At 66.0% G+C, this 12,615-nt stretch carries 9 protein-coding genes; 3 read left to right on the plus strand and 6 right to left on the minus strand.

The genetic code is table 11. The features are described from left to right. Nucleotides 1–6 precede the first annotated feature (6 nt). The 6 genes from QHF84_RS03305 to QHF84_RS03330 all read right to left on the minus strand — a co-directional run bounded on the left by QHF84_RS03305 (nucleotide 7) and on the right by QHF84_RS03330 (nucleotide 9,509). Nucleotides 7–912: a hypothetical protein gene (locus tag QHF84_RS03305; protein ID WP_281311684.1), complete on the minus strand. Its 906-nt coding sequence runs from the start codon at nucleotides 910–912 to the stop codon at nucleotides 7–9. Between the two features lie 13 nt (nucleotides 913–925). Next, nucleotides 926–3,292 (minus strand): glycoside hydrolase family 9 protein, encoded by a 2,367-nt coding sequence (locus QHF84_RS03310; protein WP_281311685.1) that lies wholly within the window; start codon nucleotides 3,290–3,292, stop codon nucleotides 926–928. Nucleotides 3,293–3,318: 26 nt separating this feature from the next. Then, complete coding sequence (locus QHF84_RS03315) at nucleotides 3,319–4,080, minus strand: carbohydrate binding domain-containing protein (RefSeq protein ID WP_281311686.1); 762 nt, start codon at nucleotides 4,078–4,080, stop codon at nucleotides 3,319–3,321. Nucleotides 4,081–4,088: 8 nt separating this feature from the next. Further along, a complete protein-coding gene (locus QHF84_RS03320; RefSeq protein WP_281311687.1) occupies nucleotides 4,089–5,795 on the minus strand; it encodes a hypothetical protein in 1,707 nt (568 codons plus the stop codon). Between the two features lie 51 nt (nucleotides 5,796–5,846). After that, complete coding sequence (locus QHF84_RS03325; protein ID WP_281311688.1) at nucleotides 5,847–7,433, minus strand: hypothetical protein; 1,587 nt, start codon at nucleotides 7,431–7,433, stop codon at nucleotides 5,847–5,849. A gap of 171 nt (nucleotides 7,434–7,604) precedes the next feature. Continuing rightward, a complete protein-coding gene (locus tag QHF84_RS03330; RefSeq protein WP_281311689.1) occupies nucleotides 7,605–9,509 on the minus strand; it encodes a hypothetical protein in 1,905 nt (634 codons plus the stop codon). A 487-nt stretch (nucleotides 9,510–9,996) separates the two neighbouring features. Between QHF84_RS03330 and QHF84_RS03335 the strand changes: the two genes are divergently transcribed. The 3 genes from QHF84_RS03335 to QHF84_RS03345 are packed head-to-tail and all read left to right on the plus strand — an operon-like array spanning nucleotide 9,997 to nucleotide 12,543. Further along, the gene (locus QHF84_RS03335) at nucleotides 9,997–10,776 is read left to right on the plus strand and encodes a glycoside hydrolase family 6 protein (RefSeq protein WP_348652833.1); all 780 of its coding nucleotides are present in this window, start codon (nucleotides 9,997–9,999) and stop codon (nucleotides 10,774–10,776) included. 51 nt (nucleotides 10,777–10,827) lie between these two features. Beyond that, nucleotides 10,828–12,171, plus strand: coding sequence for an MFS transporter (locus QHF84_RS03340; protein ID WP_281311690.1), 1,344 nt, complete (start codon nucleotides 10,828–10,830; stop codon nucleotides 12,169–12,171). Further along, entirely contained in the window at nucleotides 12,172–12,543 is a 372-nt protein-coding gene (locus tag QHF84_RS03345; protein ID WP_281311691.1) for a type II toxin-antitoxin system PemK/MazF family toxin, read from the plus strand. The last annotated feature ends 72 nt before the right edge of the window (nucleotides 12,544–12,615 follow it).

Raw genomic sequence — 12,615 nt, forward strand, 5'->3', positions numbered from 1 at the left:
TTTCCCTCACTCGTAGAAGGAGATGTCGTCGATCCAGATGTCGAACGTCGCGTTCTGCGAAGCCTGGAAGTGCACGTAGTACAGCGCGTCCTTCTTGATCGCCGTCAGGTTCTGCTTCGACCAGTTCACGGTCTTGAGCTCGGCGAAGGCGAACTTGAACTCTTGCCAGTCGGTCGTGAGCGTGACGTTCGCGCCGAAGTCGTCGCTGCACGTATCGCCGCAGTTGCCGGCCTCGGGCGTCGTCTGCGAGTCGCCGACGTTGAAGCGCACCGCGCCGCTCGATCCCGCGCCGACCTTGGCCCAGAAATGGATCCCCGCGAACTGCGACGCATTGTAGGCCTTCTTCGTCACGCCGTCGTTGTTGAGGTCGAATCCGAAGCCCGCGCCCCACGTCGTGAAGCCGTTCCCCTTCGTGTTCGCCGCGTACGTGCTCGAGCCCCGCGCGGGCGACAGCGCGGTCATCTCGAAGGGATCCCCCACGATGGGCGTCTGCGTCGCGCCGGCCGTCTCGTCGTTGTACGTGTACCAGGCGCCCAGCATGCCCGCATTCGGGAAGATGGATCCGTTCTGATCCTCCATATCGTCGATGATGGTGAGCTTTTGCCCGCCGCCGCCCGAGCCGCCGCTGCCGGGGCCGGGGCCTCCGCCGCCGGGGCCGGGGCCTCCGCCGCCGCTCGCGCCCGCTCCGCCCGCTCCTCCGGTGGTATCCGTCGAGCCCTCGTCGCACGCGGCGGCCGAGACCACGAGCAAGCCCATCACGACGGCAAAGAAAGCACGATGTTCGTTGACGAATTTCATTTCTGCGACCTTTCGGTGGGAGCGGAGGGAGAGCCGCTCGGAAGGAATGGGATCATCGTAGCGGAGCCTCCGCGCGACCACAATGAGCCGCGCGGGATTCCGTTTTCGCTTCATTCGTTCGAGGGGATCAGATCCGACCTTTTTCGTCGAGGAACGCGGCGACCCAGGCGAGCGGCGCATTCCAGTTGATGGTGATCTCGTTCAAGCCCCAGGCCTCGATGTGGTCGATGAAGCACTTCTGCGGCGCGCATCCGGCAAGCCCCGCGGCCTGCCCATACGGATCATCGAGGCCCGAGTTCGGGCCGCCCGAGACCGCGCCGGGCGGCGCCGTCGGGAACTTCGCGTCGACCTGGTTCGCCCAGAATCGATGGTGCGGGTTCTTGAGCGGATTCGACCCGTAGCCGGTCACGTACGACTGTACCATCGGGTTCTTGCCGAGGAGGTAATCCATCCCCTCGACCGCGCCGCCGAGGTACTTCGGCTTGCTCGTGAAATCGTGTGCGAGCGCGAGGACCACGAGGTTGTTCAGCACGAACGAGTTCGAGCCCCAGGGATACTTGCGCGCCCCTCCCGCCTTGAAGGGCAAACGATACCCCTCGGCGTCGAGGATGCCGAGGTACGCGTCCGCGGCCGCGACGACGCTCGAGCGCATGGCCGCGACGAGATCCTTGTCGAGCTTGTTCGGGACGACGGCGAGCGAAATCGTGCCGAGCGCCTGCGTCATCTGCCACGTCATGGAAGACGGCGCGCCAGCGCCCGTGCCACCGGCCGTCTGGGGAACGGACATGTAATGCTTCGACTTCGTGAGGGCGGTCTGGTACTCCTCCTTGCCCGTCGTGATGAAGAGCTCGGCCGCGGCCCAGTAAAATTCGTCGCTCACGTCGATGTCGTCGTACGGCCCGCCGCCCTGGTTGTCGCTCGCGGGCGCGTACACCGCCGGGTTCGCCTTCGCCGCGGCCCAGGCCTTCTCCGCGGCGGCCAGGGTTTTCTCCGAGAACGCTGGATCGAACGTCTTCCAGATACGCGCCGCTTGCGCCGCGTTCGCCGCGAGGTTCAAGGTCGCCGCGGTGCTCGGCGGGCGCAGGTAGCGCTTCATGTTGGCCTCGTGCGGCGCGAGCCCGAGCCCGGTCCATTTCTCGTCGTGGACCTTGTGGTGCACCATGCCCGCGCGCGGCTGCCCGTCCGGCACCTGCATCTTGAGCATCCACTCGATCTCGTATCGCGCCTCGTCGAGGATGTCCGGGGTCCCGTTCTTGTTCTCGGGGATCGCGAGCTTGCCGTCCCCGAAATCGCCGGAGCTCGTGCCGAGGTGCTTCGCTCGCTCGTACTGCGCGAGCATCGTCCAGACCGAGATACCCCCGTTGACCACGTATTTGCCGTGATCACCGGCGTCGTACCAGCCGCCGGACACGTCGAGCGAATACGAGCAGCCCGTCCCCGGCGCGCACGGCACGCTCTTGTCGCTCGTGTGGCCGGCGGGGCGCGCCCATTTCTCCTCGCCCGCGTAAGGCATGGCGATCGGCATGCCGCTGCGGTTGTGGTAGAAATAAGCGAGCGCGTCGTACTTGAGCTTTCCGTAGAGATCCTTCCGGACGTTGAAGGGAAAACTCGTCTCGCCCTCGACGCGCAGCTCGTACTTGTCGCCGGGCTTCGCGAACGAAGTGAAATCCACGATGTGGACGTGCTCGCCGGACGCGGGATCGTCGCCGAAGACCGCCGTCGTCCCCTTGGCGACCGACTCCTTGCCCTCCTTGACGATCTCCCAGGCGAGGGGCTTGTTCGGCGCGGCCTTCACGATCGCCTTCTTCACGAGCCCCGGGAAATACCCGACCTGGTTGACCCGCACCTTGGGCAGCTTCACCTGCGGCGGCGGCGGCGGCGCCTTGAAGTCGGGGTCGTCGAGACGAACATCGTCCAGACAAACCGTCACGCCTCCCTCGGCGGCGAGGCCCCCGCCCATGTGAAAGGCGAGCTCCGCCGTCGGATCGTCGCCCCTGCCCATGACGAACGCGCCCTCGAAGCGTTGCGGCTTCGTTTTCAGATCGATCGTGGCCGACCAGTACTCGGCGTACGGCGGCCCGGCCATGCCCACCTTGGGCCGGACCCGCGTGGGTTTGCTCGCCCAGGCCTTGAAGCGCACGGTGTACGTGTGGCCGCGCTTGACGACCATCTCGCGATGGCGGACCTGCGCGTCCCAGGGGTTCGCCCCTTTGTCGTCGATCTTCAGGCAAAACGCGCCGTTCTCGACCGCCGCCTTGCCCGTCGCGGGCGCGCTGAACGACGTCGTCCACGGCAGGCTCGTGCCGTCCTCGAAATCGCTGTTCTTGAGCAGGTTGTTGCCGCCCTGCGGCGCCACCGGCGTTGCGTTCGCCACGGGCGCGGGCCCCGAGCCCGTATCACTCGGCGCATTCGGGTCTTGTGTTGCGGCGCCGGGCGTGCAGCCCGACAAGAGGAGCGCCGCGTAGAGCATGCTCGATGAGGTCACGTTGCGCATGACAAACCTCGCGGAACGTCCCCGCATCACGGACAACCCGTGAACTGGATGTCGTCGACGTAGATGTCGTAGTCGGCCCCGGGCGAGTTCACCTGCCACTGAATGCCGAACATCTTCGCGCTCTCGATCGCGCCGGGCCGCGGCTGGCCCCACCCCGCCTGCTGCTGCGCCGCGCTGAACAGGACGACGTACTGCGTCCACGTCGTCGTGAGCTCGATATCCATGCCGAAGTCGTTGAAGCACTCCGTGCAGACCTTGCCCTCCGGATCCGTGTTCACGTCCGGCAATTTGATGCGCACGTGGCCCGTCGAGTTTTCGCCGCGCTTCGCCCAGAACGAGATGCCCTTGTACTGCGAGACATCGAACGGCGCCTTCGGATCGACGAAGTTGAAGCCCATGCCCGCGAAGATCGTGCCCGATCCGCCGAGCTTGCCGTTCATGCGCGCCGAGCTCTGCGAACCGTTCGCGCCGCCGGGGCTCATCGAAAACGTGCCGCCCAGCGCGCCCGCTTGCGGCGTGATCGTCGAGCCGCCCTTGTCGGCGAACGTGTACCAGTAACCGCCCCGGCCCTTGCTCACCGCGAGCTGGTTGTTGTTGTCCTCGCCGTCGTCGAGCACTCCATCGGCAGGACAAAGCTTCGCGTCCGGCGAATCGAGGTTCGTGCCCGCCCCAGCGCCAGCGCCCGCGCCCCCGCCGCCCGGCGGGCGCGGGATGCATCCGGAGATCGCCGACACGAACGCGCAGAGCGCGACGAAGGCCCCCGTCGAATACGTGATTGCCTTGTTCATGTTCGCCCTCACCACCAGATCGAGGCCTGCAGCCGGATGACGTTGAGATCGGGCCGCGTCGCCGGCGCGCCGCGGGTCCCCGGATCCTGGTTCGTCGTGGTCGCGCCGAAGCCGTCGGGCAGCGTGGGCGCCGCGGGCGGCTGCGTGCAGAGCTGCGGGGCGGCCGGATCTGCGCACTCCCGCTGATTGAAGAAGTAACGCGAATACTGCAGGGTGATCTCCTCGTGCGCGAGCCAATCCGATCGGAAGACGAGCCGCGGCGAGAGGACCGCGAACGACTGCTCGGGGATCTTGGAGTTCGGCTGCAAGCGGTCGAAGCGCAGGCCGAGCCCGAGCCACGATTTGATGCGGCCGTTGAGGTCGAAGCCGTACTTGAACTTCCGGACGCCATCCATGTCGGGGTCTTGGCTCGAGATGAAGTTCGCCATGGTGAAGGCGGCGATCTTCAGGTCGGGCCCCTCGCCCCAGTAACGTTGCGGCGGGCTCTTCATGTTCGAGAGGATGTTGGCGATGCTGAGCTCGTATTGCGCCATCAGCGTGTTCACCGCGCCGTTGCCGTTGCTCTGGGGGGTCGCCTGGTCGTCGAGGTAGTTGCTCGTGATGCCGAGCGCGAACTCGCCGCCGCCATTCGCGTGGATCACCTCGACCGCGGGCCCGACGACCCGCGCGTTCTCCGCGGAGACGCGGGAAAAACCCGCGTAGAGATAACCGTACATGTTCGCGTCGAGGCGCACGTCCGCGCCGATCACGCTCATGTTGCCGTTCGGCACGTTCGTCAGCGCCGAGCCGGGCCGATCCTCCTCCTGTGCCCACGTGTAGAAATGGTGGACGGAGAAGTCGAGCATCTTCTTCCAGCTCATACCGGCGTGCAGATGGTTCACGAGCGTGAAGCGCGCGTTGTTGTAGATGCTCGGGTTCGGGCGCCGCACGCCGAAGCCCTGCTCGCCCCAGAGCGTGAAATCGCCGACGTCGATCTCCATGCGGAGCGTCTCGCCCAGCGTGTGCGTGCGGCCGAAGAGGAACGTGTCGTAATACCCGGCGTCGTACTTGCCCGCCATTCCATACCGACCCCAGAAGCTGCCGACCTTGGCCTCGAGGCGGACATTGAGCCAGGGCAGCTCGGGCGTGATCGTCACCCAGCCCTGGGCAATGCCGAACTGCGCGAGGTTCTCCTTCCACGCCGCGTCCGTGAAGTTGAACGCGAGGATGCCGGCCGTCGCCTTGGCCCACCCCTTCGAGTAGCTGAAGTAGAGCTCGGCCCAGTCGCGCGCCTGGTGGCCGCTGTATTGCCAGTTCAGGTATTGATCGTCCGGCACGACGGGCGCGTGCAAGGTCGTCTTGCTCTGATCCGGCAGGGGGTTGTCGCGGGCGCCGATGCCGATCCGCATCGGAGCGCGGAAATAGCCGTGGAACTCGAAGCCTTCGGACTTGTTACCGTTGTTGCCCCCCGAAATGCCCGTGACCGCAGGGCTCGAGTTGCCGAACGTCGGCGGAGGGCCCTGGGGCGTCTGCACGTCGGGCGCGGCCGGCTTTTGCGCCGATTGCGCGGGCGCGGGCTTCGCGGGCGCAGCTGGCGCGGAGCCTCCGCCGGCGCTCGTGTTTTGCATCTGCACGACAGGAGCATCCTCGTCGGCAGGCTTCGGATCCCCCTGCGCCAGCGCCGGCAACGGCGCGAGCACACCACAGAGCAGCATGGTCAACGAGGACAAACGCATCGGAGCTCCTCTCACCACCCCCAACGGAAACATCTTGAAACACACGGACGATCAGAAGCCGTGCGAATACCCCAGCGTGGCGCCGAGCGCGGTGCCCGAAGCGCCAAAGAGCTGCATCACCCGGACCTCCGCGACGGGCCCGGTATTCGGCCGGATCGCGTACATCGCGCCGCCGCCGGCCGCGAGGAAGACGAGGCCCGACTTCTTCCACGCGTCGAGGACGAGCCTCTTGTCCGCGATGAAGTCCTGCTCGGTATTGTACACCGTGACCTCGACCGAGGCGTCGACCTGCGCGAGCCCGCCGCCGAGCGTCAAGAAGGGCCGGAAGCCCGCCCCGGCAAACGGATCGGCGCCGAACCAGTAGGCCGCCCGCGCCTCGGCGTGAATGGGCACGAACGCCGCGCCGCCCGGCGCCTGCGGCCCGCCGCCGAACACGAACCCGACGCGTAGCCCGGCCGTGAAGTTTTTCCCGAACACCCGATCGTACCCGAGGAAGATCCGCGTGGTCGCGACCGCGAGGCCCCCGGCGAGCTCGCCGCCGGATTTGTCGTAGGGGATGGCCTCGTAGAAATCGTCCCCCGAAAAGCAAGCATACTCGTTGCCGCCCGAACACGTGCCGGTCACGCCCGACAGCCCCAGGAAATCTTGCTGGAGGCCCAGGGTCACCCAGTTCTTCTTCCGGGTGGACGGCGGCTCCGGCGGTTTGTCGCAGGGCTCTCCCTCCGGGCAAGTCTTTCCCTCGCCCGGCTTGGGACACCCGAGCAGCCCCGGCGGGCAATCCGCCGCCTCGGAGCACTTCGCGGGCGGCGCCTGCCCCGGCAAAGAAGGCGACGCGCCTTCGATCTGGAGCTTGATCGCCACGTTCAGCGGCTCTTTCCGGGTACCGGCGAAAGCGACGACGTTGTTGTCCTTGTCGAAAGCCTGAATGAAATATTTGAGCTGCCCGGTCACGCTGCCGACGTCGAGGCAGGGGACCTCGACTCCATACCCCTGCGCCACCTTCGGCATCTCCAGCGTCTTCCAGGCCGAGGCGCCGAAAGGCCGATACTGGAGGACGACCTTGACGGCTTCCACACCATCCGGCAGCTCCGTATAAATAGGCACCGGCGTCATCACTGCCTGCTCGGGCGGGGGCGTGTGCACGAGATCGCCTTGCGCCGGTGCGGGCGCGACGGGCCCTTGGTTCGGCGTCGGGTTCGGGTTCGACGGAGCTTCGGAATTGCCTCCGATGCCGGCCGCCGCCTTTGCGTCCTTGAAGACGGCCTCGATCTCCTCCGAGGTGAGATCCGGATCGAGCGTGATGTCGGGGTCGGCCCTGAGCGCCGCGACGAACTCGGCCTTCCCCTCCTCGACCTTGCTCATGCCGCCGGCATAAACGACGCCGAGGTCGCGGTGCAGCCGCGCCACCACCTTGTTCGAACAGGACTTCGGGCCGCAAAGCGTGAGCGCCTGCTTGAGCTTTTTCTCCGCCTCGGCGAACTTCGTGCCGAGATAATCCGCCTCGATTGCTTTTTTCGCCAGGTCGAGCGCGGCGTCGTCGTTCGGCTCCGCGCCCGCCACCCGCGCGGTGGCGAAGACGAAATGGAACAAAGCGACGGACACGGCGCGCGACAGCGCCCCCTTGAAGCGGCGGTCCATGAATTGGGCACCTTACACGATTTACGGTAACTCTTACAACCACCGCATGCGGGTCGAGCGCAAAAAATTTGACGCGTCCGGGCACGGAGGAGCGGGGGGCCCGGGGGTTTTACCCATATCCGAAAGTTTTACCTCGGATGCGGGTAAAACCCGGGGCCCCTCCTCATTATATTACTTGGGCGGGGGCGGGGGCGGGATGTCGAAGATGTCCCAGGCCGGCGTCAGGTTGCTGGTCTTCGCTTCCTGGTTCCAGATGTAGACCGCCGGGTACGTCTGGTAGTTGCCCTGCGCGTCGCGCACGATGGCCGTCATGTAGAGCTGCGAGGAGCGCGTGTCCGACGGGCTGTACTGGTTCGGCGGCACGATGAACGCGCCCGGATAATCCCGCGCCGAGGAGAAGATGAGCCAGTAGTAGGTCTTGCCGTTCGGCACGCCCCCGAGCACCGTGGGCGACCATTTGGCCCAGCTATTGATGACGCCCGGGCTCGTCTGGCCCGTGCAGGCCGGCGGATCGTTCGCCGCGAGGCGGATGGGCGTCCCGCCGCCCGTCGGGATGACGTATACCTCGCCGTCGGGCCGATAGTAGATCTTTCCGCTCGTATTGCCCGCGCGGTTGTACGCGATGAGCTTGTCGTCCGCCGAGAAGGACGGGTAATACTCGGACACACCCGGCGTCGCCGCACCTTGCACCGGTGTGACCGTGCCGCCCTGGCGATTGTTGTAGGGCACCGTCTTGATGTCGGTCTCGACATTGTCGGCGATGCGGCCGTCCTGGGATTTTCCTGCCGACGTGTAAACGATGGTTTGACCGTCGTGGCTCCAGTTCGGGGCGACGATGCCTTGCGACTCGCCACTCGTCTGGAGGAATCCCCATGCCGTGCCCTGCGCGCTCTTGATCGCGTCGTTCGTCGGGCCGCTCTGCCCCTCGGTCCAGGGAATGTTCACGTTCGTCTCGAGGTCGAACCACGCGAGCCGATCCGAGCCGTAGCCCGCGCTGTCGGTGAAGCCGATGTCGACGTTCCGGTTCGCGTACGGCGTGAGCGCGATACGATTGCCCTGGCCCCAGACCGCCTTGGAGAACGTCATCATGCCGAGCCAGGGCTGGCTCAAGAGCCGCTGCGCGCCCGTGGTGAAATAGGCCGGCACCTCGCCCGCCTTGCCCTCCTCGATCGTGCTGACGACGTTGTTCCAGGGCCAGTGATCGGTATATCCGACTTCTTTGCCCTCGGGCGTCGAGACGTGACAGCCGATGCACTGCACGCGCCCCTGGGGCACGCCCTTGGGATCGCTGTACTTGCCGCGCAGCTCGCGCCCGCCCTCGGCGAGGATGCCGCCCTGCTGGACCTGCTGGATCGTCAGCGCGTCGATCGTGGTCTCGTCGCCGACGTAGAAGCCGACGAGCTTGCTCGTCGTCGGCGTGACGTCGGACGAGGTCGCAGCCCAGTACACCATCGATCCGCCTGCCGTGACGGGCGCGATCGTGAATGTGCCCGTAGCGCCCGTGGGCGTGCCGGGGTTCTGCGAGTTCACGCCGCGGATGGTCACCTGAATCTCTTGATCGATGGCGCCGCCCTTGACACCGATAGCCTCCCAGATCTCCTTCGGCATGGCCCAGATCGGGCTCGCCGAGTAGGCGACGAGCTCGTTCTTCTGGTTCGGCGCCTTGAGGCGGATCTCGAAGAGGTTCTCGTTGCCGGCGGGTTTGACGCGGAACCGGACGCGTAGCCAGTTTGCCGGGAACAACGCGCCCGGTTTGCCCGCGTCGCCGAGGTGAGGCTCGACGATGCAGAGCCCCGGCGTGTAATTGTCGGGGGCGCCGAAGAGCTCGGGGGCGTTCGAGGGGGCATTCCCGTCGAAGATCGGATCGGCAGGAAAATCGTCGCAGTTCGCCTGGCAGTTCGCGTTCACGATCACGTCGCCGCCGACGGGCCCGCCGCCCGCCGCGCCCATCCCGCCCGACGGATTGAAGATGTCGCCGCCGTTTCCGCCTTGCCCTCCGCTCCCCGATGCGCCCGAGCCGCCGGTGCCCGTAGGCGTCTTGTCTCCCCCGCCGCCCGCCGAACAGCCGACGGCCATGACGGTTCCCAAGATGAAGCATGCCCCTGCGAATCGCATCGCTCGCCTCCTGATAAAAAAGATCGAGAGCAGGGACCACCATTCTCATGGAGCGCCCGTCGGCTCCACGAGTTTTGTTGAATGACACGGCGCGTCGTGCACCATTCCGAGAGGCGAGCAAAAATCCATCCGAGCGACAATCGAGAAGCGCGAAAACGGTGCTCGCGGCGTGACACGCCCGTTGCGCCCGAAGCTCGAATGACACTAGACGATAAGGATGGCTCGGCGTCTGCGTGTCCTCTCCTGGGTCGCCTCCGCGGCCCTCCTCTTATGTTCGTGTATCCCGAGGCCCGGAGGCGGCGCGGTGGAGATGGGGGCGCAAGGAAGCGCGACAGCGCCCGCGCCCGGGGAAAACCCGTTCAAGGGCGCGCGCCTTTACGTCGATCCGACATCCTCCGCGCGAAGGCAAGTCGAAGCGTGGCGCAGCTCCCGCCCCGAGGACGCGGCCATGATCGAAAAAATCGCCCGCGAGCCGCAGTCCTTTTGGTTCGGGGACTGGAACCACGACGTCACCGCGGACGTGAACGCGCGCATGTCGGAGATCGCCGCGGCGGGCGCGGTAGGGCTCCTCGTCGCATACGACATCCCGAACCGGGACTGCGGCAATCACTCGGCGGGCGGGGCGGCGGCCGCGGAGGGATACAAGAACTGGATCCGGGCATTCGCCCGGGGGATCGGGGGGCGCCCCGCCGCCGTCATTCTGGAGCCGGACGCGCTCGGGCTCCTCAAAGACTGTCTCACGCCCGAACAACAAGAGGAGCGGCTCGCGCTCCTCGGCGACGCGGTGGCCGTCCTCGGGCAGGGCGGCGCGTCCGTGTACATCGACGCGGGGAACGCGAAATGGCAACCCCCGCCCGTGATGGCCGAGCGCCTGCGCGCCGCGGGGCTCGAAAAGGCGCGCGGGTTCGCGCTGAACGTCTCCAATTTCGTGACCACGGAGGAAAGCGTCGCATACGGCAAGCAAATTTCAGCGCTGCTCTCCGGCAAGCCGTTCGTGATCGACACGAGCCGAAACGGGAACGGGCCGACGAAGGAGCTGCAATGGTGCAACCCCGATGGACGCGCGCTCGGCCGGTCGCCGACGGCCGAGACGGGGGATCCGCTCGTGGATGCTTATCTGTGGATCAAGCTGCCCGGCGAATCGGACGGGGCCTGCAACGGCGGCCCGCGCGCGGGGGAGTGGTGGCCCGAGTATGCGCTCGGGCTGGCGCAGCGCGCCAAACCCTGAAGCGTCGTTTTTCCGAGACAGGGCGCCGCTGCTCCACGTAGCATCGCGGGCATGACCGACCTCTACGCGGCGCCGGCGAGCGCCGAGCCCACGCCTTCGAATGCAAAGAGGCGGCACCCGATGTTGTGGGTGCCTTCGCTCTACGTCGCGATGGGCACGCCAATGATCACGGTCTCCGTGGTCGCGGCCATCATGTACAAGAACCTCGGCCTCTCGAATACGGACATCACGCTCTACACGAGCTCGATGTACCTGCCGTGGGTGATCAAGCCGCTCTGGTCGCCCGTGGTGGAGATGTTCAAGACCAAGCGCTTTTTTGTGCTCTGTATGGAATTCCTCATGATGGTCACGCTCGGCTGCGTGGCGTTGTCGCTCTCGCTCCCGAATTATCTCGGCCCGACGCTCGCGTTTTTCTGGATCACGGGTTTCGCCTCGGCGACGCAGGACATTGCCGCGGACGGCGTCTACATCAGCTCGATGTCGGAGACCGAGCAGGCGCAATACGTCGGGGTGCAGGGGATCGCCTGGAACATCGGGCGCATCATCGCCTCGGGGCTCCTCGTGACGTTCACGGGCTGGCTGCACAATGGGCTCGGGCTCGACTGGGCGAGATCGTGGATGGTGGTGATGAGCTTGCTCGCCGCGCTCATGGGCATCTCGGGCGTCTGGCACATCTCCATGCTCCCCACCGGCGGCAAGGCGAAGGACGCGCCGAGCGGAATCGGGAACGCGGCGAAGACGTTCGCCGACGCATTCGCGAGCTTCTTCAAGAAGAAGCACATCGTGATGATGCTGCTCGTCGTGTTCTTTTATCGGTTCGGCGAGGGGCTCATCGAGAAGATCGGGCCCCTGTTCATGCTCGACAAACGCGAGGTCGGGGGCCTCGGGCTCGACAACGAGGCGCTCGGCAACATCAATGGCACGTTCGGCACGGTCGGCTTCATCGTCGGCGCGCTGCTCGGCGGGCTCTTTTGCGGGCGGCTCGGGCTCAAGCGCTCGTTCGTGCTGCTCGCGCTGGCCCTCAACGTCCCGCACCTGACGTATTTCTACCTGAGCCACGCCCGCCCCGAGAGCCTCTGGCTCATCACCGCCGTCGTGACGATCGAGAAATTCGGTTATGGGTTTGGCTCGGTCGGGCACATGCTCTACATGATGCAGCAGCTCGCGCCCGGGCCGTACAAGACCGCCCATTACGCGTTCGCGACCGGCATCATGGGCCTCAGCATGATGTTCACGGGGATGATCAGCGGTCCCATTCAAGAGGCCGTGGGTCATTCGCATTTCTTCACGATCGTGCTCTTCGCGTCGATTCCGCCCGTGCTCTTCGCGTTCCTCGCGCCGTTCAACGTGACCTCCGACAAGGCCAAGGGCGGCGCCCTTCCCGCGGGGCATTGAATGGGCACGGGCCAAGCGACGATCAATCGAGGCGATCTGTTCTGGATCGAGCCTGACGAATCACGAGGGTCCATTCCGGGCCATACGCATCCCCACGTGGTGGTGCAGGACGATCTCTTCAACCACTCGCGCATCCATACCGTCGTCGTGTGCGCATTGACGTCGAACTTGCACCGGGCAAACGAGCCCGGGAACGTGCTGCTCGACATGGGCGAAGGAAATCTGCCGAAGCAGAGTGTCGTGGTCGTGTCGCAGATCTCTTCGGTCGAAAAGGCGCGGCTCGGCGAGCGTATCGGGGCGCTGTCCGACGAGCGGGTGGAGCAGATCCTCTCCGGCCTACGATTTCAGCAGGCGTCGTTCTTCCATCGGTAACGAGCCGCTCTGGCCGGGCGCGTGGCGCGGCGTATGGACAAGCCCGCGCGATTGCCGATAGTCTGGGGCCTC

Source organism: Polyangium sp. y55x31 (assembly GCF_029946505.1).
GTDB lineage: Bacteria > Myxococcota_A > Polyangia > Polyangiales > Polyangiaceae > Polyangium.